Annotated in this window: 26 protein-coding genes and 1 tRNA gene; 19 read left to right on the top strand and 8 right to left on the bottom strand. The window is 59.9% G+C overall.

Annotated features, from left to right (window positions below):
* Positions 1–8 precede the first annotated feature (8 nt).
* From ccoS to LNV07_RS14575, 8 genes are read left to right on the top strand one after another with little or no spacing between them, the layout of a single operon-like run.
* On the top strand, positions 9–209 hold the full coding sequence (gene ccoS, locus LNV07_RS14610; RefSeq protein ID WP_263571894.1) for a cbb3-type cytochrome oxidase assembly protein CcoS: 201 nt from the start codon (positions 9–11) through the stop codon (positions 207–209).
* 21 nt (positions 210–230) lie between these two features.
* Positions 231–1,679 carry a cytochrome-c oxidase, cbb3-type subunit I gene (gene ccoN / locus LNV07_RS14605; RefSeq protein ID WP_263571893.1) on the top strand — a complete coding sequence of 483 codons (1,449 nt, stop codon included), beginning with the start codon at positions 231–233 and terminating at the stop codon, positions 1,677–1,679.
* Positions 1,680–1,706: 27 nt separating this feature from the next.
* Positions 1,707–2,330: a cytochrome-c oxidase, cbb3-type subunit II gene (gene ccoO, locus LNV07_RS14600; protein WP_263571892.1), complete on the top strand. Its 624-nt coding sequence runs from the start codon at positions 1,707–1,709 to the stop codon at positions 2,328–2,330.
* A gap of 13 nt (positions 2,331–2,343) precedes the next feature.
* Positions 2,344–2,499, top strand: a complete 156-nt coding sequence (locus LNV07_RS14595) for a cbb3-type cytochrome oxidase subunit 3 (RefSeq protein ID WP_263571891.1) — start codon at positions 2,344–2,346, stop codon at positions 2,497–2,499.
* On the top strand, positions 2,496–3,410 hold the full coding sequence (gene ccoP, locus LNV07_RS14590; RefSeq protein WP_263571890.1) for a cytochrome-c oxidase, cbb3-type subunit III: 915 nt from the start codon (positions 2,496–2,498) through the stop codon (positions 3,408–3,410). Before LNV07_RS14595 ends, ccoP begins: the two co-directional genes overlap by 4 nt.
* A 54-nt stretch (positions 3,411–3,464) precedes the next feature.
* Positions 3,465–4,970, top strand: a complete 1,506-nt coding sequence (gene ccoG / locus LNV07_RS14585) for a cytochrome c oxidase accessory protein CcoG (protein WP_263571889.1) — start codon at positions 3,465–3,467, stop codon at positions 4,968–4,970.
* Between the two features lie 33 nt (positions 4,971–5,003).
* Positions 5,004–5,255: a hypothetical protein gene (locus LNV07_RS14580; protein ID WP_263571888.1), complete on the top strand. Its 252-nt coding sequence runs from the start codon at positions 5,004–5,006 to the stop codon at positions 5,253–5,255.
* Positions 5,252–5,575 carry a hypothetical protein gene (locus tag LNV07_RS14575; RefSeq protein WP_263571887.1) on the top strand — a complete coding sequence of 108 codons (324 nt, stop codon included), beginning with the start codon at positions 5,252–5,254 and terminating at the stop codon, positions 5,573–5,575. Before LNV07_RS14580 ends, LNV07_RS14575 begins: the two co-directional genes overlap by 4 nt.
* 9 nt (positions 5,576–5,584) lie before the next feature.
* On the opposite strand, the gene fnr is transcribed toward LNV07_RS14575, so the two are convergent.
* On the bottom strand, positions 5,585–6,319 hold the full coding sequence (gene fnr, locus LNV07_RS14570; protein ID WP_263571886.1) for a fumarate/nitrate reduction transcriptional regulator Fnr: 735 nt from the start codon (positions 6,317–6,319) through the stop codon (positions 5,585–5,587).
* Positions 6,320–6,494: 175 nt separating this feature from the next.
* On the opposite strand from fnr, the gene hemN reads away from it, so the two are divergent.
* From hemN to icd, 3 genes are all read left to right on the top strand, one after another.
* Positions 6,495–7,925 (top strand): oxygen-independent coproporphyrinogen III oxidase, encoded by a 1,431-nt coding sequence (hemN, locus tag LNV07_RS14565; RefSeq protein WP_263571885.1) that lies wholly within the window; start codon positions 6,495–6,497, stop codon positions 7,923–7,925.
* A gap of 111 nt (positions 7,926–8,036) precedes the next feature.
* The gene (locus LNV07_RS14560) at positions 8,037–8,753 is read left to right on the top strand and encodes a sulfite exporter TauE/SafE family protein (protein ID WP_263571884.1); all 717 of its coding nucleotides are present in this window, start codon (positions 8,037–8,039) and stop codon (positions 8,751–8,753) included.
* 141 nt (positions 8,754–8,894) lie between these two features.
* A complete protein-coding gene (icd, locus tag LNV07_RS14555; protein WP_263571883.1) occupies positions 8,895–10,148 on the top strand; it encodes an NADP-dependent isocitrate dehydrogenase in 1,254 nt (417 codons plus the stop codon).
* 96 nt (positions 10,149–10,244) lie between these two features.
* Here icd and LNV07_RS14550 read toward each other — a convergent pair whose 3' ends face one another.
* Positions 10,245–10,493 carry a cold-shock protein gene (locus LNV07_RS14550; RefSeq protein ID WP_263572076.1) on the bottom strand — a complete coding sequence of 83 codons (249 nt, stop codon included), beginning with the start codon at positions 10,491–10,493 and terminating at the stop codon, positions 10,245–10,247.
* 230 nt (positions 10,494–10,723) lie between these two features.
* Between LNV07_RS14550 and clpS the strand changes: the two genes are divergently transcribed.
* Both clpS and clpA read left to right on the top strand, forming a co-directional pair.
* The gene (gene clpS / locus LNV07_RS14545) at positions 10,724–11,080 is read left to right on the top strand and encodes an ATP-dependent Clp protease adapter ClpS (protein WP_263571882.1); all 357 of its coding nucleotides are present in this window, start codon (positions 10,724–10,726) and stop codon (positions 11,078–11,080) included.
* Positions 11,077–13,392 (top strand): ATP-dependent Clp protease ATP-binding subunit ClpA, encoded by a 2,316-nt coding sequence (clpA, locus tag LNV07_RS14540; protein ID WP_263571881.1) that lies wholly within the window; start codon positions 11,077–11,079, stop codon positions 13,390–13,392. Before clpS ends, clpA begins: the two co-directional genes overlap by 4 nt.
* 51 nt (positions 13,393–13,443) lie before the next feature.
* On the opposite strand, the gene LNV07_RS14535 is transcribed toward clpA, so the two are convergent.
* The 5 genes from LNV07_RS14535 to LNV07_RS14515 are packed head-to-tail and all read right to left on the bottom strand — an operon-like array spanning position 13,444 to position 16,696.
* Complete coding sequence (locus LNV07_RS14535) at positions 13,444–14,232, bottom strand: M90 family metallopeptidase (RefSeq protein ID WP_263571880.1); 789 nt, start codon at positions 14,230–14,232, stop codon at positions 13,444–13,446.
* On the bottom strand, positions 14,232–15,035 hold the full coding sequence (locus tag LNV07_RS14530; protein WP_318013730.1) for a UDP-2,3-diacylglucosamine diphosphatase: 804 nt from the start codon (positions 15,033–15,035) through the stop codon (positions 14,232–14,234). Before LNV07_RS14530 ends, LNV07_RS14535 begins: the two co-directional genes overlap by 1 nt.
* Positions 15,022–15,528, bottom strand: a complete 507-nt coding sequence (locus LNV07_RS14525; RefSeq protein WP_263571879.1) for a peptidylprolyl isomerase — start codon at positions 15,526–15,528, stop codon at positions 15,022–15,024. The genes LNV07_RS14530 and LNV07_RS14525 overlap by 14 nt, the downstream gene beginning before the upstream one ends.
* Complete coding sequence (locus LNV07_RS14520) at positions 15,525–16,112, bottom strand: peptidylprolyl isomerase (protein WP_263571878.1); 588 nt, start codon at positions 16,110–16,112, stop codon at positions 15,525–15,527. The genes LNV07_RS14525 and LNV07_RS14520 overlap by 4 nt, the downstream gene beginning before the upstream one ends.
* 44 nt (positions 16,113–16,156) lie before the next feature.
* Positions 16,157–16,696 carry a tetratricopeptide repeat protein gene (locus LNV07_RS14515; RefSeq protein WP_263571877.1) on the bottom strand — a complete coding sequence of 180 codons (540 nt, stop codon included), beginning with the start codon at positions 16,694–16,696 and terminating at the stop codon, positions 16,157–16,159.
* A gap of 225 nt (positions 16,697–16,921) precedes the next feature.
* Here LNV07_RS14515 and cysS point away from each other — a divergent pair, with 225 nt between their 5' ends.
* The 6 genes from cysS to LNV07_RS14485 all read left to right on the top strand — a co-directional run bounded on the left by cysS (position 16,922) and on the right by LNV07_RS14485 (position 22,898).
* Complete coding sequence (gene cysS / locus LNV07_RS14510) at positions 16,922–18,298, top strand: cysteine--tRNA ligase (RefSeq protein WP_263571876.1); 1,377 nt, start codon at positions 16,922–16,924, stop codon at positions 18,296–18,298.
* A 1-nt stretch (position 18,299) separates the two neighbouring features.
* Complete coding sequence (locus tag LNV07_RS14505) at positions 18,300–18,950, top strand: DNA-3-methyladenine glycosylase family protein (RefSeq protein WP_263571875.1); 651 nt, start codon at positions 18,300–18,302, stop codon at positions 18,948–18,950.
* A 75-nt stretch (positions 18,951–19,025) separates the two neighbouring features.
* Entirely contained in the window at positions 19,026–19,997 is a 972-nt protein-coding gene (locus LNV07_RS14500) for an acetyl-CoA carboxylase carboxyltransferase subunit alpha (RefSeq protein WP_263571874.1), read from the top strand.
* Positions 19,948–21,336: a tRNA lysidine(34) synthetase TilS gene (gene tilS, locus LNV07_RS14495; RefSeq protein WP_263571873.1), complete on the top strand. Its 1,389-nt coding sequence runs from the start codon at positions 19,948–19,950 to the stop codon at positions 21,334–21,336. The genes LNV07_RS14500 and tilS overlap by 50 nt, the downstream gene beginning before the upstream one ends.
* A 155-nt stretch (positions 21,337–21,491) precedes the next feature.
* Entirely contained in the window at positions 21,492–22,760 is a 1,269-nt protein-coding gene (locus tag LNV07_RS14490; RefSeq protein ID WP_263571872.1) for an aspartate kinase, read from the top strand.
* 46 nt (positions 22,761–22,806) lie between these two features.
* Positions 22,807–22,898 (top strand) — tRNA-Ser (locus LNV07_RS14485).
* 97 nt (positions 22,899–22,995) lie between these two features.
* Here the strand turns inward: LNV07_RS14485 and LNV07_RS14480 are convergent.
* Complete coding sequence (locus LNV07_RS14480; protein ID WP_263571871.1) at positions 22,996–23,907, bottom strand: DMT family transporter; 912 nt, start codon at positions 23,905–23,907, stop codon at positions 22,996–22,998.
* Positions 23,908–23,929: the final 22 nt, after the last annotated feature.

Below are 23,929 nucleotides of genomic sequence, written 5' to 3'. Positions count from 1 at the left end.
GTCAGAGCATGGATATTTTGTATTTATTGATCCCCTTGTCCGTGCTCTTGGTGCTGCTGATCGTCGGTGTCTTCGGGTGGGCAATTAACAACGGTCAATTGGAAGATTTGGAACGCGAAGGCAATCGAATCCTCGAAGATGGTGATGGGTTTGACGAACATCAAGTTCCCCCGCCTGGCGATCGCAAAGAATCGCGCTCGTCTAATTAGAAGCCGCAAGGAGCCAACACAATGGCAAAAACCGCTGGACCGGTAAGTTCTACCGGAGAGGTGTACGAAGACGGAGTGGTGCGAGCCTTCGCACTCGCTGCCGTGTTATGGGGCGTTGTGGGCATGTTGGTGGGGGTGATCATTGCCGCCCAGCTGACTTGGCCAGAACTGAATTTAGGGATTCCGTGGCTCAGTTACGGTCGCCTGCGACCGCTGCACACGAATGCCGTGATTTTTGCTTTTGGCGGCTGCTCGCTGTTTGCGACCGCTTACCACGTGGTTCAGCGTACCGGCTACACGCGCTTGTTCGCGCCCGGTCTGGCCTGGTTCACGTTCTGGGGCTGGCAGTTGGTGATCCTGTCTGCGGCGATCACGCTGCCCTTGGGCTACACCAGCGGCAAGGAATATGCCGAGCTGGAATGGCCGATCGACATTCTGATCACGCTGGTCTGGGTGTCCTATGCGATCGTGTTCTTCGGCACGGTCGGAACCCGCAAGGTCAAGCACATCTATGTGGCCAACTGGTTTTTCGGTGCCTTCATCCTCGCCGTGGCCCTGCTGCACCTGGTCAATAGCGCGGCTATTCCCGTCAGCCTGTTCAAGAGCTACTCGGCCTACGCCGGCGTGCAAGACGCGATGGTGCAATGGTGGTATGGCCACAATGCGGTGGGCTTCTTCCTGACGGCTGGTTTCCTCGGCATGATGTATTACTACATCCCCAAGCAAGCGGGTCGGCCGGTCTATAGCTACCGCCTCTCGATCGTGCACTTCTGGGCGCTGATCTTCACTTATATGTGGGCGGGCCCGCACCATCTGCACTACACCGCCTTGCCCGACTGGGCGCAGAGCGTGGGCATGGTGTTCTCGCTGGTGCTGTTGGCGCCAAGCTGGGGCGGCATGATCAACGGCGTGATGACCTTGAGCGGCGCCTGGCACAAGCTGCGTGACGACCCGATCCTGAAGTTCCTGATCGTGTCGCTGTCTTTCTACGGCATGTCGACCTTTGAGGGCCCGATGATGTCGATCAAGACGGTCAACGCCTTGAGCCATTACACCGATTGGACGATTGGCCATGTGCATTCCGGCGCTTTGGGTTGGGTCGGCCTGATATCGATGGGCTCGCTCTATCACCTGATTCCGCGCATGTTCGGTCGCACCGAGATGTACTCGAAGTCGGCGATTGAATTGCACTTCTGGATCGCCACGCTGGGCATCGTGCTCTATATCGCCGCGATGTGGATTGCCGGTGTCATGCAAGGTCTGATGTGGCGTGCGGTCAACCCGGACGGCAGCTTGGTTTACACCTTTGTGGAGAGCGTCAAGGCGACGTATCCCTTCTATGTGGTACGTCTGCTGGGCGGCGTGCTTTACCTGGGCGGCATGTTGGTGATGGCCTGGAACGTGGTCAAGACGGTGCAGATTGGCCGCACTGCGTCGACCCCTATCCCCGCCGCATTGGCTCACGCCTGATGCATTGCTGACCTAGGAGAAATAGATATGGCATCGACAAACGATAAAGCCACTGGTCACGCAAGAATCGAGACCAGTAATTTTCTGATGATTGTGCTGGTGCTGCTGACGGTGATCGTCGGCGGTGCGGTGGAAATCATTCCGCTGTTCTTTCAGCGTTCCACCACCGAAGCCACGCCTGGCTTGAAGCCCTACACCGCGCTGCAACTGGCCGGGCGTGACATCTACATCCGTGAGGGTTGCTACAACTGCCACTCGCAGATGATTCGCCCGTTCCGCTCGGAGACGCTGCGCTACGGCCACTTCTCGACCGCAGGTGAGTTCGTCTATGACCACCCCTTCCAGTGGGGCAGCAAGCGTACCGGCCCCGATCTGCACCGGGTTGGCGGCAAGTACAGCGACGAATGGCATCGCATTCACATGACGAATCCGCGCGATTTGGTGCCCGAGTCCAATATGCCGGCCTACCCTTGGTTGGCCAAGAATATGCTGGATCCGAGCGAAATGGCGCCCAAGCTCCGTGCGCTGCGCGTCGTTGGCGTGCCTTATGCGGATACGGAAATCGCCGAAGCCGCCGAAGCCGTCAAGGGCCGCAGCGAGTTGGATGCGGTAATTGCTTACTTGCAGGTGCTCGGCACCGCGCTGAAGTGAAAGGTCGGACGCAATGGATATCAATATCTTGCGGGCGGCAGTGACGGTTTTTTCGCTGCTGGTTTTTTTGTGCATCGTGGCCTGGGCCTATTCCAGCCGCAACAAATCGAGCTTTGACGAGCAGGCCATGTTGCCGCTCGGAGATGATGTTATTGGGAGGGCGCAATGAGTGACTTTTTCCATGATGGCTGGTCCCTCTTCGTTGCCGCCGGCACGATCGCCGGGCTGGTCTTTTGTATTGTTTTGCTCTTCGTTGCCAGCCGCCACAAGGTCATGGCCGGCGACAATAGCACCGGTCATGTCTGGGACGAAGACATCGTTGAGTTGAACAATCCCTTGCCACGTTGGTGGGCGATTCTGTTTGTGTTGACGGTGGTTTTTGCCGGTATCTATCTGGCCATGTACCCCGGTCTGGGCAGCAAGGCGGGCTCCTTGGGTTGGTCCAGTGAAGGCCAGTACCGGCAGGAGCAGGATGCTGCGAACAAGGCGATGGCCACTTTGTTTGCCAAGTTCGAGGGCAAGACCGCCGAGGTTTTGTCCCAAGACTCGGTGGCCATGGGTATCGGCGAGCGTTTGTTCGCCAATAACTGCGCCGGTTGCCATGGCTCGGACGGTAAGGGTAGCAAGGGCTTCCCGAACCTGACCGACACTGATTGGATTTACGGTGGCGCGCATGAAACCATCATCCAGTCCATCACCAATGGTCGCAACGGCGTGATGCCGCCAATGGCCGCTGCGGTGGGGTCGTCCGACGATGTTCGCAATGTTGCCAACTATGTGCTGAGCTTGTCCGGTAGCGCCCATAACGCGATCGCCGCACAGCTGGGACGGGCCAAGTTTGGGGCCTGCGCGGCCTGCCACGGTTCGGACGGCAAGGGCAACCAAGCGATCGGCGCGCCGAATCTGACCGACAAGGTCTGGCTGCATGGCTGGGGTGAAGATGCCATCATCGGCATCATCAACAGTGGCAAGAACAATGTCATGCCGGCGCAAGCGGGCCGCCTCAGCCCCGAGCAGATCCATGTCTTGGGCGCCTATGTGTGGAGCCTCTCCAGCAATACGGCGGCAGTGGCTAAGTAGACTCTGCAGTTCAGAGGCCGTCCCCGGCCTCTCTTTCGGTGATCCAAGGTAGGCATGAGCGCAGAGACAGGCACGGCCCCATCAAAGCCCCCAGTCAAGCCCAATTCCGGCAAGGGAACGGGCAAGGGCAAGGGCAGCGACACGGTGATCGAGATCATCTCGCTGTACGAGGCGCAGAAGAAAATCTATCCGCGCTCGGTCAGCGGGCTCTTCGCCCGCTGGCGTTGGGGCTTGGTCTGGTTCACGCAGCTCTTGTTTTACGGCCTGCCTTGGCTGCAGTGGAACGGCCGGCAGGCGGTCTTGTTTGATCTGGCGAGCCGGCGTTTCTACATCGGCGGCTTGGTGCTTTACCCTCAGGACTTCATCTACCTGACGGGTCTGCTGCTGGTTTCGGCCTACGCCTTGTTTTTGTTCACGGCGGTTGCCGGGCGGCTTTGGTGCGGCTTTGCCTGCCCGCAGACGGTCTACACCGAAATCTTCATGTGGATCGAGCGGCAGTTCGAGGGCGACCGCCAGGCGCGCATCAAACTCGACGCGGCACCCTGGTCCGCCAACAAACTGCTGCGCAAAGGCGCAACCCAGCTGAGTTGGATCACGCTGGGGCTGTGGACAGGTTTCAGCTTTGTGGGTTACTTCACCCCGATCAAGCAGCTGTGGGCCGAGGCCTTCACGCTGGGCTTCGGGCCCTGGGAGTGGTTCTGGGTCTTGTTCTATGGTTTTGCAACCTATGGCAACGCGGGTTTTTTGCGTGAGCAGGTCTGCAAATACATGTGTCCTTATGCGCGCTTTCAAAGCGCGATGTTCGACAAGGACACGCTGATCATCAGCTACGACGCCGAACGTGGCGAGCCGCGCGGTTCGCGCAGCAAAAAGGCCAGCGTTGAGGAGATCAAACTGGCCGGTTTGGGTTCTTGCATCGACTGCACGCTGTGCGTGCAAGTCTGCCCGACCGGCATCGACATCCGCAAAGGCTTGCAATACGAATGCATCGGCTGCGCGGCTTGCATTGATGTTTGCGACGGCGTGATGGACAAGATGGATTACCCGCGCGGCTTGATCCGTTACGACACCGAGAACGGCCTGAGTCAACACCTGACCCCGACGCAAAAGCTGCGCCGTGTGTTCCGCCCGCGCGTGGTGATCTATAGCGTCGTGCTGCTGCTTTTGTGTGGCGCTTTGCTCGGCAGCCTGTTGTTCCTGCGCAGCCCGGTGAAGCTTGATGTGGTGCGCGACCGTGGCGTGATGGCGCGTTTGGTCGAGGACGGATTCATTGAGAATTTGTACCGTTTGCAGGTCATGAATGCGACCGAAATGCCGCAGCAGTTTTCGGTCTCGGTCAGCGGCATGGACGGTGTCGCGTTGGCACGACCGGTGGCGATGACGGTGGAGTCGGCCGAGGCGCGCTGGGTTTCCGTCGCGGTGCGGATACCGCCGGAGGTGGCCGCAAAGGCAGGCGCCGGCGCGCATCCCATTCAATTCCAATTGAACCGGGTGCAACAGCCGGGTCAGGTTGGCCCCCAGGCCGCCGCTGAAAAATCAACTTTTGTGGTGCCGCGCTGAGCGTACTGGCGGCAGCAAGGAATAGACATGAGCATGCAAGATATCCTTCCGAACTCTTCGTCCAACGCCAAGCCCGCGCGCACCCGCCCTTGGTGGCGTGAGCCTGTGATGTGGTTGGTGGTGGGTGGGCCGAGTTTGGTGGTGGTGGCGAGTTTCGCTACCCTGGGGCTGGCCTTGAGCTACCCCGATCCTGTGCTGCAAGAGCAGGCCGCCGGCAATAGCAGCGCTAAATCGATGCAGCCCGCCAAAGAGGCCCGTAACCACGCCGCGACGGGTGGGAAATGAGCGGATCAGCCGCAACACCACCTGAGGCCAGGGAGGCGCCCGGCGGGCGATCCGGCCGGCTTGGCCGTGTCGCCATGGTCGTGCTGTGGCCCTCGTTCTTGATGGCCGGGGTCTTGTCGGCGCTGATTTTTGCGCTGGTCGATCCGAGTGATTTGAGCTGGTTCGGCGGTGCGCCGCTCGATTTGCCGCGCCAGGCGGTCTACACCATCGGCTTCTTGCTGTTTTGGCTGATCGTCAGCTTAGGCTCGAGCCTGAGCGTGCTGATGGCTACGCTGCCCGAGCCGCCGGCCGACCAGCACCCGCGCGGCTGGCCGCGCTAAGCAGGCGACCTAGCAGTTGCTGCTATTGACCAAGCGCTGCAGGCCGGCTTGGTCGAGGATGCGCAGCTGCCGCTGTTTGACCTCCAGCAAGCCGTCGTCCTGGAACTTCGAAAAGGTCCGGCTGACGGTTTCGAGCTTCAAGCCCAGATAGCTGCCGATTTCTTCGCGCGTCATGCGCAGCACCAGGGCGGCCGCGGAGAATCCGCGGGCCTGCAGGCGCTGGGTCAGGTTGAGCAGAAAGGCCGCCAAGCGTTCCTCGGCACGCATGCTGCCGAGCAGCAACATCACGCCGTGATCGCGGACGATCTCCCGGCTCATGATCTTGTGGAACTGGCGCTGCAAATCGGTGAACTCACGCGACAACTCTTCGAGTTGCTCATAGGGGATCACGCAGACCGAAGAGTCTTCCAGCGCCACCGCGTCACAGCTGTGGCGGTCGGTGCTGATGCCGTCCAGGCCCAGCAACTCGCCGGCCATTTGAAAGCCGGTGACCTGGTCGCGGCCGTCTTCGGAGGTCACGCAGGTTTTGAAAAAGCCTGTGCGCACTGCGTACAAGGATAGGAAACTGTCGCCGCTGCGAAACAAGGTGTCGCCGCGGGAGACCTGGCGGCGCGTTGCGACCAACTTGTCGAGTTGCTCCAAGTCGCCCGACGACAAGCCCACCGGCAGGCATAGCTCGCGCAAATTGCAGCTTGAGCAGGCGACCTTCAGCGGTTCGATTTTGATCGGGATGGTGGCGTTCATTCGATTCTTTTCTACTGATTCGCCGCGGGAGGGCGGCGAATCATTGGGGGAAATGGGGCTGCTGAGATCATCATCCTGATATATCTCAAGAGCTGAAGCATTGTTGGTCTTGCCAAGCGCTTTAAGCTTGATCTTGATCAAGTAGCGAAAGTAAAGACTTGGCAAAGTGTGCGCCATGGTACAGATCATTCACGCTAGCCCCGCTTTGGGTTCCGCCTCGGCCTCGGACAGCATCAGCGAAGAGCTGTTGCAACGCTTCGATGTCTCGGGGCCGCGCTACACCTCCTACCCGACCGCCGATCGCTTTGTTGAGGCCTTTTCGGCCGACCAATATACGCAGGCCTTGCAGCAAAGGGCGGGAGGCTCCTTGGGTGGGGCTTCGCCTTTGTCCTTGTACATCCACATTCCGTTTTGCGAGTCGGTCTGCTATTACTGCGCTTGCAACAAGGTCATCACCAAGCATCACGACAAGGCCGTCGAGTATTTGCAGGCCTTGGTCACCGAGATGGACTTGACGCTAGCGCATCTGGGGCGAGGTGCCGCGGTGTCGCAGTTGCATCTGGGCGGGGGGTCGCCAACCTTCCTGAGCGACGCCGAGTTGAGCCAGTTGATGGCCGCTCTGCGCGAGCGCTTCCGCGTCGCCCCTGGCGCCGAGGTGTCGATCGAAGTTGATCCGCGCACGGTCACCAATGATCGGCTCAAACATCTGCGTGAGCTGGGCTTCAATCGGCTCAGTTTTGGCGTGCAGGACTTTGACGCCGCGGTGCAAAAGGCGGTTCATCGGGAGCAGAGCTACGAGAGCGTTGAGGCCTTGATGGTGGCGTCGCGCGAGCTGGGTTTTGAGTCCACCAATGTCGACTTGATCTACGGCCTGCCGCTGCAGACGCCGGCATCATTCGCGCGCACGATTGAGCAGGTCGGGGCGCTGAAGCCGGACCGGATTGCGCTCTATGGCTACGCCCATCTGCCGCAGCGCTTCAAGCCGCAGCGCCGTATCGATTCGGATCAGTTGCCATCGGCCGGCGACAAGGTCGTGATGCTGGCCGCTGCGATCGCCGGCTTTCAGGCGCATGGTTACAGCTATATCGGCATGGATCACTTTGCCTTGGCGACCGACTCGCTGGCCGTGGCCAAGCGGCAAGGTCGCTTGCACCGCAACTTCCAGGGCTACAGCACGCAGCCCGATTGCGATTTGGTGGCGTTGGGGGTGTCGGCGATTGGTCGTGTCGGTGCTTGCTATAGCCAGAACGCGAAGACGCTGGACGAGTATTACGACTCGCTGCGCCAAGGGCAATTGCCCATCGTGCGCGGCTTGGCTTTGAGCCGTGACGACATCGTCCGGCGGGCTGTCATCATGGCCCTGATGTGTCAGGGCAGGCTCGAGTTTGAATCGATCGAGTTGTCACACTTGGTCGATATGCAGGCCTATTTCAAGCCAGAGTTGGAACGCATGGCCGAGTTGGCCGAGCAGGGCCTGGTGACGATAGAGCCGGGCGCGATTCAGGTCACGCCGATGGGTTGGTATTTTGTGCGGGCGGTTGCCATGGTGTTTGATCGTTATCTGCAAGCCGACCGGAGTCGCGAGCGATTCTCTAGAATCATCTGATACGGACTGACGCAAAACTGCCCCAGCGTCGTTCTGCCGCCTTGTCGTACAAGGCGTCCTGCCTGCGGCGGCATGCCTAGCCGGAATAATTTTGCGTAAGTCCTAGGAACAATGCTCGATTTCGCCCTTGCCGGTTCGGCCCTGATGATGGGCTTGGCCGGAACTCCCCATTGCCTGGCCATGTGCGGCGCGGCCAGCACCGCCGTCTCGGGCTCCTCACGGGCGGGGCAAATGGGCTTTCAATTGGGGCGCTTGCTCAGCTATGCGACGGCCGGTGGCTTGGCCGCAGCCAGCGTCAGCTTGTTGGCTCAATGGGGGCAGGCCTCGGCCTTGTTGCGGCCACTCTGGGTGCTCTTGCATGTGGCTGCTTTTCTGCTTGGGCTGGCCCTGCTGTGGCGTGGGCGCCAACCGGCTTGGCTCGAAGGCATGGGCCAGCGAATCTCCAGCGGCATTCGCCCAGCGGTGAGCGTTTCCTTGGATGGTTTGAAGGGCGGCGCGACGGTCTTTGCGCGGCCAGCGCGGGCAGGCATGCTGGGCTTGGCTTGGGCGGCTTGGCCCTGCGGGCTCCTGCAATCCGCCCTGTTGGTGGCGGCCTTGGCCTCGGGGCCGGCGCAGGGCGCGGCGGTAATGGCGGTGTTTGCCATGGCCTCGGGGTTGGGTCTCGCCTTGGGCCCCATGCTCTGGGTCAAGCTGCAAGGGCAGGGCGGCGGCAGCGGGGCGGTTGGCATGCGCTGGTCGGTGCGGCTCAGTGGACTGGGCTTGGCGGGCGCTTCGGGCTGGGCCCTGGGCCATGGTGTGTGGAGCCAGGTGGTCGAGTTCTGCCAATGAGCAAGGCCTTTGTTGCCGATTTCTTGCGCTAGAACAGGTGGCCTTTCGCTCTATCCAAGAGAACATCAGTTTCAAGCAAGCATTGCTGACATAAAATCTGAAATTCAGCTTTTCCAACCACGCTCCGCGGAGACGAAACACATGTACCAACACATCAAGGTGCCCGAGGGTGGGCAGAAGATCACCGTCAACGCTGACTTCTCGCTCAACGTTCCCGATCAGCCCATCATTCCTTTCATTGAAGGTGACGGTACCGGTCTGGACATCACCCCGGTGATGATCAAGGTGGTTGACGCGGCCGTGGCCAAGGCCTACGGCGGCAAAAAGCAAATCCACTGGATGGAAATCTACGCCGGCGAGAAATCGACCAAGGTCTATGGCCCCGATGTCTGGCTGCCTGCCGAGACGCTGACCGTCCTGAAAGACTATGTCGTGTCCATCAAGGGCCCGCTGACCACGCCGGTCGGCGGCGGCATCCGCTCGCTCAACGTCGCGCTGCGCCAGGAACTGGACCTGTATGTGTGCCTGCGCCCAGTGCGTTACTTCCCCGGTGTCCCTTCGCCGGTGAAAGAGCCGCACAAGACCGATATGGTGATCTTCCGTGAAAACTCGGAAGACATCTACGCCGGCATCGAGTTCGAAGCCGAGAGCGACAAGGTCAAGAAGTTGATCAAGTTCTTGCAAGACGAAATGGGTGTTAAGAAGATCCGTTTCCCCGAGACTTCGGGCATCGGCATCAAGCCCGTGTCGCGCGAAGGCACCGAGCGCCTGGTGCGCAAGGCGATCCAATACGCGATCGACAATGACAAGCCAAGTGTGACCATCGTGCACAAGGGCAACATCATGAAGTACACCGAAGGTGGCTTCCGTGATTGGGCCTACAACCTGGCACAGAAGGAATTCGGTGCCGAGTTGATCGACGGCGGCCCATGGTGCAAGTTCAAGAACCCGAAGACCGGCAAGGACATCGTGGTCAAGGACAGTATCGCTGACGCCTTCTTGCAGCAGATCCTCTTGCGTCCGGCCGAGTACTCGGTCATCGCCACGCTGAACCTCAACGGCGACTATGTGTCCGACGCCTTGGCCGCACAAGTTGGCGGCATCGGCATCGCGCCAGGCGCGAACCTGAGCGACTCGATCGCCATGTTTGAAGCCACCCATGGCACCGCGCCCAAGTACGCCGGCAAGGACTATGTGAACCCAGGTTCAGAAATCCTCTCGGCCGAAATGATGTTGCGTCATATGGGTTGGCTGGAAGCCGCTGACTTGATCATCGAATCGATGGGCAAGTCGATCCTGAGCAAGAAGGTCACTTATGACTTCGCGCGCTTGATGGATGGCGCAACGCAAGTTTCATGCTCGGGCTTTGGCCAGGTCATGATCGACCATATGTAATTGGTGCTGCCGGCCGAGATTTCGGCCGATGCATGCAATGATCAAAGGGCCCGCTCGATGCGGGCCCTTTTTATTTCAATTCAGAAATTACAAGAATCAGGCGGCTTCACTCATCTCGGCCTGGCTCTGTTTTGCCGGAGCCTCCAGCGACGTGATGTTCTGCGCCAGTTGGCCTTTGGGCCCCTGGATCAATTCGTAGTTGACGCGACTGCCCTGAGCCAGGGTTCGAAAACCATCCATTTGAATGGCTGAAAAATGGGCGAACACATCTTCGCCGCCCGCCTCCGGTTCAATGAAACCGAAGCCCTTTGCATCGTTGAACCATTTGACAGTACCTAAGGCCATAACCGACTCCTTCCCCATATGCACGGTGCTTGCTGCACCGCCGCGGATTTTCAAATCCATGTTGAAGGGTGTCAATTCGGGACCTGCCCGAATGGGGCAGACCCTCGGTGCCAGCAAGTTTGTGAAAAAAGCCCTGCTGAGCCGCCAATTCAAGGCTTGCAATCGGCCGCTATGGCGCAAGATGCAAGCAGGTCCAAGCGAGGTTTGGGCTCAGTCGATAGAATCAGTACATGCCAGATATTCCCAGTCAACCGCCGGTGCCACCGACCAATATTCCGGGTCGGGATGGTTCCGATGGCACCACCACCGTCGAACGTGCGACCCAAAAAACCGAGCCTCCGCGGCTCTACCAAGTCCTGCTGCTGAATGACGATTTCACACCGATGGAATTTGTCGTGATGGTTTTGCAGGAGTATTTCCGTCATGACCTGGATACCGCAACCCAGATCATGTTAAAAATCCACCACGATGGGCGTGGGGTATGCGGCGTCTTCAGCAAGGACGTCGCAGCGACGAAAGTCGAGTTGGTGCTGGCCGCCGCAAGGCGAGCCGGCCATCCTTTGCAGTGCATTATGGAGGCCGCATGATTGCGCAAGAGCTTGAAGTTAGCCTGCACATGGCGTTCGTCGAAGCGCGCCAGCAGCGTCACGAATTCATTACCGTCGAGCACTTGCTGATGGCTTTGTTGGACAACCCCTCTGCGGCAGAAGTGCTGCGGGCTTGTTCGGCCAATCTGGATGATTTGCGCAAGAGTCTGGCGCAATTCATCAAGGAAAACACGCCAACCGTTGGTGGTGCCGATGAGGTGGATACCCAGCCGACGCTTGGTTTCCAGCGCGTGATTCAGCGTGCCATCATGCATGTGCAGTCCACCGGCAGTGGCAAGAAGGAAGTCACTGGCGCCAATGTGCTGGTGGCGATCTTTGGCGAGAAAGATTCGCATGCCGTCTACTACCTGCATCAGCAGGGTGTGACGCGTCTGGATGTGGTGAATTTCATCGCCCATGGCATCAAGAAGTCGGATCCGCCCGATGCACCTAAGGGTGCAGAAGGTGCTGCTGGCCCCGAGGCCGAGCGTGAAGATGCCGAGGGGCAGGGCAAGGGCTCGCCCTTGGATCAGTTCACCCAGAATTTGAATCAGCTCGCCAAAGACGGCAAGATCGATCCGCTGATCGGCCGCGAGTTGGAGGTCGAGCGCGTGGTGCAGATTCTTTGCCGCCGCCGCAAAAACAATCCGCTGCTGGTCGGCGAGGCCGGTGTCGGCAAGACCGCCATCGCGGAGGGCTTGGCTTGGCGCATCACCGAGGGCCAAGTGCCCGATGTGCTGGCCGAGGCGGTGGTCTATTCGCTCGACATGGGTTCGCTATTGGCGGGCACCAAGTACCGCGGTGACTTCGAGCAACGCCTGAAGGCGGTCTTGAAGCAGTTGAAGGATCAGCCCAACGCCATCCTCTTCATCGATGAAATTCACACCTTGATCGGCGCGGGTGCGGCCTCGGGCGGCACCTTGGATGCCAGCAATCTGCTCAAGCCGGCGCTCTCAAGCGGTGCGATGAAGTGCATCGGTGCGACCACTTTCACCGAGTACCGCGGCATCTTCGAGAAGGATGCGGCGCTCTCGCGGCGCTTCCAGAAGGTCGACGTGACCGAGCCATCGGTCGAGCAGACGGTTGAAATCTTGAAGGGCTTGAAGTCGCGCTTTGAGGAACATCACAGCGTCAAGTACGCTTTGGGTGCCTTGCAGGCAGCGGCAGAGTTGTCGGCCAAATACATCAATGACAGGCATCTGCCCGACAAGGCGATCGACGTCATCGACGAGGCCGGAGCGGCTCAGCGCATCCTGCCCAAGAACAAGCAGAAGAAGACCATCACGCGCAGCGAGGTGGAAGACATCGTCGCCAAGATTGCGCGCATCCCGCCGGCATCCGTGTCCAGCGATGATCGCAGCAAGTTGAAGACCTTGGACCGCGACCTCAATAGCGTGGTGTTCGGTCAAGCGCCGGCGATCGATGCGCTGGCTGCGGCGATCAAGATGGCGCGCTCGGGTCTAGGCAAGCCTGACAAGCCGATCGGCAGCTTCTTGTTCAGCGGCCCGACCGGGGTGGGCAAAACCGAGGTGGCCAAGCAGTTGGCCTATATCCTGGGCATTGAGTTGATCCGCTTCGATATGTCCGAGTATATGGAGCGTCATGCGGTCAGCCGCTTGATCGGCGCGCCTCCCGGCTATGTCGGGTTCGACCAAGGCGGTTTGTTGACCGAAGCGATTACCAAGAAGCCGCATGCGGTGCTGCTGCTCGATGAAATCGAGAAGGCGCATCCGGATGTGTTCAATGTGTTGTTGCAAGTGATGGACCATGGCTCGCTGACCGATAACAATGGACGCAAGGCCGACTTCCGCAATGTCATCATCATCATGACGACCAATGCGGGCGCCGAGACGATGAACAAGTCGAGCATAGGTTTCACCAACTCGCGCGAGCAGGGTGATGAGATGGCCGACATCAAGAAGCTGTTTTCGCCAGAGTTCCGCAACCGCTTGGACGCGACCGTGTCCTTCCGTGCGCTGGACTCCGAGATCATCATGCGTGTGGTCGACAAGTTCCTGTTGCAGTTGGAAAGCCAGCTGCAGGAGAAGAAGGTCGAGGTCACATTCAGCGACAAGTTGCGCAAGCATCTGGCCGTCAAGGGTTTCGATCCATTGATGGGTGCCAGGCCAATGCAGCGCCTGATCCAGGACACGATTCGCCGCGCCTTGGCGGATGAGCTGCTGTTCGGGCGCTTGGTGGACGGCGGGCGTTTGAGCGTTGATATAGATGACGAGGGTCAGACCTTGCTCGACATTCAGCCGCTCAAGGTGCGCGACAACAAGCCCAAGGCGGAACCGGCCACGGCCAGTTGATGCTTGACGTTAGCGGTATGAACAGGAGGCCCTGCTGGGCCTCTTGTCGTTTCAATCGAACAGGGCGGGATCTTGTTTGAAAAAGTCGGCCAGCAAACGGTACAGGGCCGGCTGTTCAATCAACATGGCCTTGGGCTGTACAAAAAAAACTTCGGCCGCCACCGCGAAGAATTCTTCCAGGCTCTCGGCGCCGTAAGGATCAATCAAGGTCGCCTCGTCGGCCTCCACTCGCTCGCAAAAACTCAGCCATTGGGTTTCGATCACCGCGAGCCAATGATGGTGGGCGGCCTTGCTGCTCTGTCGTGGCACACCGTCGGCCCAGCCTCCGTGCATGTCAATGACATGGGCGAACTCGTGGATGACGACGTTGAAGATGTTGCGATCGTCGGCGCCCGGTTCTTCTGGCTCGAAAGCCGACCAGACCAGCATCAAGGGTCCGCCCTCCATGGCCTCGCCGGCCAGGCTTTCTTCGAACCGGTGGACGATGCCGTCTTCATCCATGTGCTCGCGCTGGGCGACCACTTCGTCGGCGTGAATGACGATGCCGACAAAGCTGTCATACCAGTGCAGACCCAGGCGCAGAACGGGCAAACAGGCCTGCGCGGCTACGGCCAAGGCCACAGAGTCGCTGACTTCAAAACCCGCTACGCCGTGGAATTCTTTGCTGGCCAAGAACAAGGAGCACAGGCGGCGCAATTCGGCTAGATCGCTGTCGCTGCGCTGCGCCAGAAAGGGGTAGCGCAACAGTGTCAATTGCCAGAGTGGCTCTGGAATGGGGTGTCGGCGCATCGCGCTTGCTTCAACTCGGCGCGCCCAGGCCTGCTTGAGGCGTCGCCACATCAAGCGAGTGCGATGCGGCGCAGACCAGACTGACGCAACCGCAGCACATCGCCGCGCGCCTGCTCGGCCTCGAAGTCCCAGTCTGACAAGACATGACGGTGTAAGCCGGGCGATAGCTGATGCTCCGCCGGGCGGTGGGTGTGACCATGGATCATGCCGACGCAGTTGCTGGCCTTTAGCCAAGCGATGCAAGCGGCTTGATCCAAGTCCTCCCAATGCTCTTGCATTGCTTGTTGCGCCTTGCTGCCATTGCGCATTTGTTGGGCGAGCGCACGGCGCACTTCCAAGGGCTGGTTCAGAAATTGGGCCTGCCAAGCCGGATTGCGTACCTGTGCCCGAAAGCTCTGATAGGCCTTGTCCGCCAGGCACAAGGCGTCACCATGGGTGAGCAACCAGCGTTGACCGAAGGCGCAGAGCACGGTCGGGTCACTCAAGCCCTGCGCGCCGCAATCGGCCAACATCTCGGCGCCGAGCAGAAAATCTCGGTTGCCGGCCATGAAATAGAGCTTGAGGCGCGCACCTGCCGCGCGCAAAACCTTCAGGCAATCGGCCTCGAAGGCATCGAAGCGCCCATCGTCGCCGACCCACACTTCGAAGACATCGCCCAGCAGCATCACGGCATCGGCGCTGGTTTCTTGCAAGTGGCGCGTCAAGGCAGCCAGCGTCGCCGGTGTTTGTGGCGACAGATGCAAGTCGGAGAGGAATTCGATGCGGCGCCACTCGGGCGGCGCCGTCAATTCATCAAATTCGAGCGAGGCAGATGCTGGACCTGGCCTCGCTTCAATCGCTTCAGACAATTTCAACCGCGCGCTCGATAACGACGTCTTCCAGCGGCACGTCACCATGGCCGCCCGAGTTGCCGGTCTTGACCTTCTCGATCGCATCCACGACTTCTTTGCCGGAAATCACTTTGCCGAACACCGCATAACCCCAACCGCTAGCGGTTTCCGACTTGAAGTTCAGAAACTCGTTATTGGTGGTGTTGATGAAGAACTGGCTGGAGGCCGAATGCGGCGCGCTGGTGCGGGCCATGGCCAGCGTGTAGTGCTCGTTCTTGAGGCCGTTATTGGCTTCGTTTTGAATTTCGCCGGTGGTCGGCTTTTGTTTCATGCCGACAGCGAAACCGCCGCCTTGAATCATGAAGCGCTTGATCACGCGGTGGAATACCGTGCCGTCATAGTGGCCGCTGCGCACATAGGCGAGGAAGTTTTCGGCCGAGATCGGCGCTTTGGCCAAATCGAGTTCGATGGTGATCAGGCCATGGTTGGTATGTAGTTCGACGGTTTTGATGCTCATTTTTTGGGCTCCACAATGGCTTTGGTGATGATGACTGGTTTAAGCGGCAGGTTCTGGTGCATACCGTTGTTGCCGACGGGCACGAGGCGGATCTTGTCGACCACATCCATGCCTTCGATGACTTGGCCAAATACGGTGTAGCCGCCTTGGCCTCCCGGCGAATTGGCCGCATCGAGGAAGGCATTGTCGACGGTGTTGACGAAGAATTGCGAGGTGGCTGAGTTCGGGTCATTGGTGCGGGCCATCGCCAGGCTGCCGCGCACATTCAGCAGACCGTTGCTAGCCTCCAGCGGGACCGGGGGCTTGGTCGGACGCTGCTTCATATCGACCGTGAAACCGCCGCCCTGGATCATGAAGTTTTCGATCACGCGGTGAAAGATCAGGCCGTTGTAATGACCTGCCTTGACGTACTGAATGAAATTGGCGACGGTCTTGGGCGCCTTCTCGGCGTCCAGCGCGATACGGATATCGCCTTCGCTGGTGCTGAGCTTGACGGTTTGCGCCTGTGCGCCCAGCGTCAAAATTGCGAAGCCGCCGGCAAGCAGCAGACGGCTAATCAAGGACGAACTATTTGGAGCGTGCATAGATTCTTTTGATGGAACAAAAGTCTGAGTGGGTCGATTGTCACTCACTGGCTTGGCAGCTTTGCCGCTTGCAGCAAGTCTTGCGTGCGACTGAGTTTCAAGGCCAGCGAGCTTGACGGCGCGACCTGGGCTTGTTGGGCGCGCTGGTAAGCGCGCAGCGCCAACCTAAGCAATACATCGCCCATATTCTCTAGCGCCTGGGCATGACCGGGTTGCAGGGCCAGTGCCTGCTCCAATTCCTGCTGTGCCAGATCCAACTCGCCCATGCCGGCATGCACGACGGCCAAGTTGTTATAGGGGTCCGCAAGATCGGGGAAGTCCTGTGTCAAGGCGGTGAAGATGTTGAGGGCTGCGGCTTGTTCGCCTTGCTCCATGCGCATCACACCCAAAGCAAAGCGCAGATTCAGCTCATTCGGGGTCTTTTGCAGGGCGGCTTCGACCGTGGCAACGGCCTGTGTGCGCTGGCCGGCCAACCACTGTCGCTGAGCCAGTTCTAGCTCACTCGCTTGAGCCTGGCCCAGATTCAGCAGCAGGGTCCAGAGCAGAGTAAGGCTTGCCGATGTTATAGATTTGCAGGATGGCATGAAAGAAGGGGCTGAATTTCCGCCATTCGCGAGCGGTGGGGCAGGGTCAGTCCGGGCATAAACTTTCGGACCAACCGCTATACTGACGGCCATTCTACGGCGACCCGCCCGAAGCCGGACCGCTCTGGCGCCGGCAATTGGCGGGGCGCTTTGTAGGCCCCCGTCTACCACAGGTCAGCAGGTCAGCACGTTGGAGTTCGCTCCGGCGCAGCCCCCGAGAGCTCCATGTCCCTTCGTATCTACAACACGCTGACCCGCGCGGTTCAGCCCTTCGACCCACTCGAGCCAGGACACGCGCGCATGTATGTGTGCGGCATCACCATTTATGACCTTTGTCATGTGGGGCACGCGCGCATGATGGTTGCGTTTGATCTGATTTATCGGTGGCTGCGGGCCAGTGGTTATCGGGTTACTTACGTACGCAACATCACCGACATTGACGACAAGATTATTCGCCGAGCCTTGGAGCGCGGTATCCCGATCCGTCAATTGACCGAAGAGATGGTTGCGGCCATGCACGCCGACCTTGACGCGCTTGGCGTTGAGCGCCCCACCCATGAGCCGCGCGCGACCGAATTCGTGCCGCAGATGCTCTCGATGATTGGTACGCTCGAGAACAAGGGCTTGGCTTATCGCGCCAGCAATGGCGACGTCAATTATTCGGTTCGAAAGTTCGCTGGCTACGGCAAATTGAGTGGCCGCTCGCTCGATGATTTGCGCTCGGGTGAACGAGTGGCGATCGACGAGGGCAAGCAAGATCCGCTCGACTTTGTGCTCTGGAAGGCTGCCAAAACCGAGGAGCCCGAGGATGCCAAGTTCGCCTCTGATTACGGGCCAGGTCGGCCGGGCTGGCATATCGAGTGTTCGGCAATGGCTTGCGCCCTCTTGGGTCAGCAGTTCGATCTGCACGGCGGCGGTGCCGACCTGCAGTTCCCTCATCATGAGAATGAAGTTGCGCAGAGTGAAGGTGCCAATGGCGTGCCGCCGGCCGTCATCTGGGCGCACAACGGTCTCTTGAATGTGGATCAGGTCAAGATGTCCAAATCATTGGGCAACTTCTTCACCATCCGCGAGGTGCTGGCTCGTTATGACGCCGAGACCTTGCGTTACTTCATGCTGCGCACGCATTACCGCAGCCCATTCAATTTCAGCGATGTGAATCTGGATGACGCCCGCGTCGCCCTGTGCCGTTTGTATACGGCATTGGACGGCTTGGCCGTGCCTGACGATATCGAAATCGACTGGACTCATCCTCAAGCGGCGGCCTTTCGTGCCGCCATGGACGATGATTTCAATACGCCGGGCGCGATTGCCGCGCTGTTCGAGTTGGCCGCGCAGGTCAACCGCAGCGCGTCGCTCGCCGATGCGGCCTTGTTGAAGAAGCTGGGTGCTGTGTTGGGCGTGTTGCAGCAGCGCCCGCGTGACTATCTGCAAACCGGCAGCGGCATGGACGAAGCCGCGATCGAGCAGCAGATTGCTGCACGCGCGGCTGCCAAGGCGGCAAGAGATTTTGCGGGCGCCGACCGGATTCGCGCCGAGCTGCTTGCCGCCGGCATTGTTTTGCAAGACTCGGCCAGCGGTACGACCTGGATGAAGGCCTGAAGTGGGGCGCTCGAGTGCGACCGGGGTGACCCCGGACTATTGGGATGAAGCCTGCCGCCATCTGGTCAAGCGTGACCGGGTGATGAAGAAGCTGATCCCGGCCTTTGGCGAGGCCAGGCTGCAGAGCCGCAGCGACGCCTTCACAACCTTGGCTCGTTCCATCATTGGTCAGCAGATCTCGGTCAAGACGGCGCAAGCGGCTTGGGGTAAATTCTCGGCCTTGATTGGCGGCTCGGCCAACCGGGTGCAACCGGCTGCGGTCTTGGCCTTGCCCGATGGCGCCTTGCGTGCGGCCGGTTTGTCGGCCCGCAAGGTCGACTACTTATGTGATCTGGCGCAGAACTTCGAGGCCGGCAAGGTTCATGTGCGGCAATGGTCACAGATGGACGATGAGACCATCATTGACGAGTTGGTCGCTATCCGCGGCATTGGCCGTTGGACGGCCGAGATGTTTTTGATCTTCCACCTGATGCGGCCCAATGTGATGCCGCTGGATGACCCCAGGCTTCTTAAGGGTATTAGCGAGAATTACTTCTCGGGTGAGCCGGTTTCCAGGGCCGAGGCGCGCGAAGTAGGTGACGCCTGGGCACCTTACCGCTCGGTAGCCACATGGTACATTTGGCGCAGCCTCGATCCACTCCCGGTGGAGTAACGATCATCCGTTCTCGGGCAGCCCTTAAAATAGGCGGCCCGGCATAGGACCTTCCTCACTGAAAAGAATCGCAGGATGAGCAAGAAACATTTTTTAGACTTCGAACAGCCTATCGCTGAACTCGAAACCAAGATCGAAGAGCTGCGCTACGTGCAAAGCGAGTCAGCGGTCGACATCTCCGAGGAGATCGACCGCCTCAGCAAGAAGAGTATGCAGCTCACCAAGGACGTTTACGCCAGCGTGGCGCCTTGGCAGGTCTATCAGATTGCCCGCCATCCGCAGCGCCCGCAGACGCTCGACTATTGCACCGAGGTGTTCACCGATTTTCAGGAACTTCACGGTGACCGGCACTTTGCCGATGATGCGGCGATCGTGGGCGGCTTGGCGCGTTTTAATGGCCAGGCTTGCATGGTCGTTGGCCATCAGCGCGGCGCCGATTCCAAGGAGCGTGCGCTGCGTAATTTCGGCATGCCGCGCCCCGAAGGCTATCGCAAGGCCTTGCGTCTGATGAAGCTGGCCGAGAAGTTCGGCCTACCGGTCTTTACGATGATCGACACCATGGGTGCCTATCCGGGCATTGGTGCCGAAGAGCGCAGCCAGTCGGAGGCGATTGGCCGCAATATCTTCGAGATGGCGCAGTTGGAAGTGCCTATCATCGCGACCGTGATTGGCGAAGGCGGGTCCGGCGGCGCCTTGGCAATTGGTGTGGCCGACCAGGTTCTGATGCTGCAGTTCTCGGCCTATTCGGTGATTTCACCGGAGGGTTGTGCGTCGATTTTGTGGAAGTCGGCGGACCGGGCTTCAGAGGCCGCAAGCGCCTTGGGCATCACCGCTCACCGTCTGAAGGCCATGGGTTTGATCGACAAGATCGTCAATGAGCCGGTCGGTGGCGCGCACCGCGACAACAAGCAAATGGCCTCCAATCTGAAGCGCGCACTCAGCGATGCGCTGCGTCAGGTGAGCGATCTCAAGCCCAAGGAATTGCTGGATCGCCGCTATGAGCGCCTGCAGTCCTATGGCCGATTTGGCGACACCAAGAATCGCTGACCCGAGCGAAGCATCGCTTGTCGCCGTAGCCTATAGCGGCGGCCGAGATTCCACCGCCTTGCTGCACGCCACGGCGCGGCAGGCAAGGGCCTTGAATGATGCGGGTGCCAGTCTTCAGGTGCTGGCGCTGCATGTGCATCATGGGCTCAATACCTGCGCCGACGATTGGCTCGCGCACTGTGAGTCGCAATGCGAGACATGGGCTCAGGCGGGTTTGCCGATCCGTTTTCGTTCGGCTCGACTTGAGGGGCGACCGGCGGCAGGGCAAAGCGTCGAGGCTTGGGCCAGGGATGGGCGACATGCCGCCTTGGCTGCCATGTCGGCACAGGCGGGTGCCAATCTGCTCTTGCTGGCGCACCATCAACGCGATCAAGCCGAAACCTTGTTGTTGCAGGGTCTTCGTGGGGCTGGCGTTGCGGGCTTGGCCGGTATGCCGGCCCAACAGTGGCGCGAAGGCCTTTGTTGGGCGCGGCCTTGGTTGGATTTGCCGCGCGAGGCGCTTGAAGCCTATGTCCGCGCGCATCAATTGACCCATATCGACGACGATAGCAATGGCGACCCGCGCTTTGCGCGTAATCGCCTGCGTTTGTCGGTCTGGCCCGCATTGCTGGAGGCCTTCCCGCAGGCCGAAGCAAGCCTGGCGCAGGCGGCCAGATGGGCGCAGCAATCATTGGCCTTGCAGCAAGAGGTTGCAGCGGAGGATCTGCGTCGCTTGCTGAGCATCAATGGCTTGGCTGTGACCGAGTTGCTGGCCTTGTCTCCCGCCCGTGCCAGCAACGCTTTGCGGGCTTGGCTGGCGTTGCAATCCGGGCGGCCTGCACCGGCGAGCCTGCTGCAGCGATTGATGCGAGAGTTGCCCGCCTGCAAGGTCGGGGCCTGGTGCTGTGGCGCAGGCGAACTGCGGCTCTATCGAGGGCGTTTGCAATGGCGGGTCAGGGCCTCTGAAGTTGCTGCCGCTGAGGCTTCAGCGCTGACCACCACCGAAATCGACCTGTCGGCGCTTGGTTACCATCCGCTGCCGGCGTGGCACGGTGGTTGGCAGGTTGACCCGGTCGCCAGTGGCGGCCTAGCCTGCGACAGGCTCAAAAACTTGCAGATGAGAGCGCGACAGGGCGGAGAGCAATTTCAACTCAAGCCGGCCGGCACCTTGCGCAGCCTGAAAAAAGTCTATCAGGAGCAGGGTATTCCGGCCTGGCAGCGTCGAGGCCCCTTGTTATTTGCCGGCGACACCTTGATCTTCGTGCCCGGCCTTGGTCTGGATGCACGCTTCAGCGCGGCTGCTGGCGAGCCTCAAGTCAGCTTGGCCTGGCATGAAATGGCAGGCGACGAGAGGGCTTGAATTGTCTCAATTCGATCAGGCTGCAGGGCCTGTAACTCGATTGATCGTCATATTGCTGCAATGCAACAGTAGAATTGGAAGTTGCGACCGCGGCGCATTCCAACCCTTTTTCACCCGATAGGGCCCTCGACCCCCCTCCGCGAAGATACAGAGCTATGGCATTGATTGTTCACAAATACGGCGGTACCTCGATGGGGTCGGCCGAGCGCATCCGCAATGTTGCCAAGCGCGTAGCCAAATGGGCGCGCGCCGGCCACCAGATGGTGGTTGTGCCTTCGGCGATGAGCGGCGAGACGAACCGTTTGCTGGGTCTGGCCAAGGAATTGTCGCCCTCCGTCGGCAGCCCCGAATTGAACCGAGAACTCGACATGATCGCCGCCACCGGCGAGCAGGTGTCGGTCGGCTTGCTGGCCATCGCCTTGCAGGCCGAAGGCGTCGAGGCGGTCAGCTATACGGGTTGGCAAGTGCCGGTCGCCACCGACTCCAGCTTCACCAAGGCGCGCATCGAGAGCATCGACGACACCCGCGTGCGCTCCGACTTGGCCGCCGGCAAGGTGGTCGTGATCGCTGGCTTCCAAGGCGTTGATGAGGATAAGAACATCACGACCCTGGGGCGTGGCGGGTCGGATACGTCGGCGGTGGCCATCGCCGCAGCCTTGAAGGCCGCCGAATGCCTGATCTATACCGATGTCGACGGCGTCTACACGACCGACCCGCGCATCGTGCCCGAGGCCAGGCGTTTGCATACCATCAGCTTCGAAGAGATGCTGGAGATGGCCTCCTTGGGGTCGAAGATCTTGCAAATCCGCTCGGTTGAGTTTGCCGGCAAGTACCGTGTGCCGCTGCGTGTGTTGTCCAGCTTCACACCCTGGGACATTTCCATCGAAGAAGAAGCCAAGTCTGGCACTTTGATCAGTTTTGAAGAGGACGAAAAAATGGAACAAGCTGTCGTTTCCGGCATTGCTTTCAATCGCGATGAAGCCAAGGTGACCTTGTTGGGCGTGCCCGACAAGCCAGGTATCGCCTTCCAGATCCTGGGTCCGGTGGCCGATGCGAATATCGACATCGACGTCATCATCCAAAACGTCTCGCATGACGGCAAGACCGACTTCAGCTTTACCGTCCACCGGAGTGATTACGCCCGGACCATGGAGTTGCTCGAGAAGACCGTCGGCCCGGCCACGCAGGCCGCCAAGGTGATTGGCGATGCGCGCATCTGCAAGGTTTCGATCGTCGGCATCGGCATGCGCTCACATGTGGGTGTAGCGTCCAAGATGTTCCGTGCGCTCAGCGAAGAAGGCATCAACATTCAAATGATCTCCACCAGCGAGATCAAGACCAGCGTTGTGATCGATGAAAAATACATGGAGCTGGCGGTGCGCGCATTGCACCGTGCGTTCGAATTGGAACAAATTCCTGGCTAAATACTTTGCGGCCTTGAATTCTTAGTATAGAATTCGAGGCTGTGCTGGAGTCGTGACCGAGTGGCCGAAGGTGCTCCCCTGCTAAGGGAGTAGGTGCGTTAAACCGCCTCGAGAGTTCGAATCTCTCCGACTCCTCCAAGTAATAGGAAACCCTGAAAAGTTAGTCATAGCTATGACTTGACTCTTCAGGGTTTTTCCTTTTTCGGCGCCCAAAACCTCTTCGAGCGCGGGCTGGCTATTGCTGCGCTGTTGACGACACCCAAATGCCGCCGGCGATCAGCATGAAGGCGACGCCGTGATACCACTGCGGCCATTCCCCCAGCAAGGCCGCCGACATCAAGGCCGCGAATACCGGCGTCAAGTTATTGAAGAAGGCGGCCACGGCCGGGCCGGCTTCGGCGACACCTTGAGCCCAGCAGCGATAAGCAATCAAGGAGGGCCCGATCGCCACAAAGGCCAAGGCCAGCGCAAGACCTGACCCCCAGTGGATGGGCTGCGGGTTCGCCACCTGCTCCAGCCCGGCCATACCGCCGGCAAACAGCAGGCCAAAGAGGACCTGTGCCAGCAGCAGTTCGGCCCAGTTCCAGTTCGGGCGGGCTTCACCCTGCATCGAAGCGGGCGGGCGCGCCAGCAGCCAGCTGTAAATCGCCCAGCTGAAGACGGCAAGCAGCATCAATAAATCGCCGCTGACGAACTGCACCTCGGCCAGCGCGCTGACCCGGCCGCGGCCGATCACAAAGGCCACGCCCGCCAGCGACAAGGCCGCGCCCATCAACTGCTGCCGCTTGGGGCGAACGCCGAATAGAACGGCGCCGACGGCCAACATCCAGACCGGCATGCTGGCCGCTATCAAGGTGACGTTCAGTGGTGACGAGCTGCGCAGCGCCTGGTATTGCAGGGCGTTGTAGCAACCCATGCCAAGAAAGCCGGTCAAGGCCAGATAGCGCCAACGCAGCAGCATTGCGGTCGGCCTGGCGATAAGGCGCCAGGCCATTGGCAGCAAAAGCAGGGCGGCCAAGGTCCAGCGCATCGCGTTCAGGGCCAGCGGCAGCACGCTGCCGACCATCATCCGACCGACCACGGCGTTGGCCGCCCACAGCAAGGGCGGCAGGGTCAGCAACAAGGCCAGGCGCAGAGAGAGTCGCAAGGTCTAAGGTCTAAGGTCTAAG

Source organism: Roseateles oligotrophus (genome assembly GCF_025717515.1).
Lineage (GTDB): Bacteria > Pseudomonadota > Gammaproteobacteria > Burkholderiales > Burkholderiaceae_C > Paucibacter_A > Paucibacter_A oligotrophus.
Note: the sequence above shows the minus strand (reverse complement) of the source record. Positions and strands in the feature narration are given on the sequence as shown.

Bases quoted from the DNA above. Each gene is read 5' to 3' on its own strand.
- clpA (WP_263571881.1), top strand. From the start codon at position 11,077: ATGATTGCGCAAGAGCTTGAAGTTAGCCTGCACATGGCGTTCGTCGAA.
- LNV07_RS14580 (WP_263571888.1), top strand. From the start codon at position 5,004: ATGCAAGATATCCTTCCGAACTCTTCGTCCAACGCCAAGCCCGCGCGC.
- ccoP (WP_263571890.1), top strand. From the start codon at position 2,496: ATGAGTGACTTTTTCCATGATGGCTGGTCCCTCTTCGTTGCCGCCGGC.
- ccoG (WP_263571889.1), top strand. From the start codon at position 3,465: ATGAGCGCAGAGACAGGCACGGCCCCATCAAAGCCCCCAGTCAAGCCC.
- clpS (WP_263571882.1), top strand. From the start codon at position 10,724: ATGCCAGATATTCCCAGTCAACCGCCGGTGCCACCGACCAATATTCCG.
- LNV07_RS14490 (WP_263571872.1), top strand. From the start codon at position 21,492: ATGGCATTGATTGTTCACAAATACGGCGGTACCTCGATGGGGTCGGCC.
- LNV07_RS14525 (WP_263571879.1), bottom strand. From the start codon at position 15,528: ATGAGCATCAAAACCGTCGAACTACATACCAACCATGGCCTGATCACC.
- LNV07_RS14500 (WP_263571874.1), top strand. From the start codon at position 19,026: ATGAGCAAGAAACATTTTTTAGACTTCGAACAGCCTATCGCTGAACTC.
- cysS (WP_263571876.1), top strand. From the start codon at position 16,922: ATGTCCCTTCGTATCTACAACACGCTGACCCGCGCGGTTCAGCCCTTC.
- hemN (WP_263571885.1), top strand. From the start codon at position 6,495: ATGGTACAGATCATTCACGCTAGCCCCGCTTTGGGTTCCGCCTCGGCC.
- LNV07_RS14595 (WP_263571891.1), top strand. From the start codon at position 2,344: ATGGATATCAATATCTTGCGGGCGGCAGTGACGGTTTTTTCGCTGCTG.
- LNV07_RS14520 (WP_263571878.1), bottom strand. From the start codon at position 16,112: ATGCACGCTCCAAATAGTTCGTCCTTGATTAGCCGTCTGCTGCTTGCC.
- LNV07_RS14535 (WP_263571880.1), bottom strand. From the start codon at position 14,232: ATGTGGCGACGCCTCAAGCAGGCCTGGGCGCGCCGAGTTGAAGCAAGC.
- ccoS (WP_263571894.1), top strand. From the start codon at position 9: ATGGATATTTTGTATTTATTGATCCCCTTGTCCGTGCTCTTGGTGCTG.
- LNV07_RS14515 (WP_263571877.1), bottom strand. From the start codon at position 16,696: ATGCCATCCTGCAAATCTATAACATCGGCAAGCCTTACTCTGCTCTGG.
- fnr (WP_263571886.1), bottom strand. From the start codon at position 6,319: ATGAACGCCACCATCCCGATCAAAATCGAACCGCTGAAGGTCGCCTGC.
- LNV07_RS14575 (WP_263571887.1), top strand. From the start codon at position 5,252: ATGAGCGGATCAGCCGCAACACCACCTGAGGCCAGGGAGGCGCCCGGC.
- tilS (WP_263571873.1), top strand. From the start codon at position 19,948: ATGAGCGCCTGCAGTCCTATGGCCGATTTGGCGACACCAAGAATCGCT.
- LNV07_RS14550 (WP_263572076.1), bottom strand. From the start codon at position 10,493: ATGGCCTTAGGTACTGTCAAATGGTTCAACGATGCAAAGGGCTTCGGT.
- ccoO (WP_263571892.1), top strand. From the start codon at position 1,707: ATGGCATCGACAAACGATAAAGCCACTGGTCACGCAAGAATCGAGACC.
- icd (WP_263571883.1), top strand. From the start codon at position 8,895: ATGTACCAACACATCAAGGTGCCCGAGGGTGGGCAGAAGATCACCGTC.
- ccoN (WP_263571893.1), top strand. From the start codon at position 231: ATGGCAAAAACCGCTGGACCGGTAAGTTCTACCGGAGAGGTGTACGAA.
- LNV07_RS14560 (WP_263571884.1), top strand. From the start codon at position 8,037: ATGCTCGATTTCGCCCTTGCCGGTTCGGCCCTGATGATGGGCTTGGCC.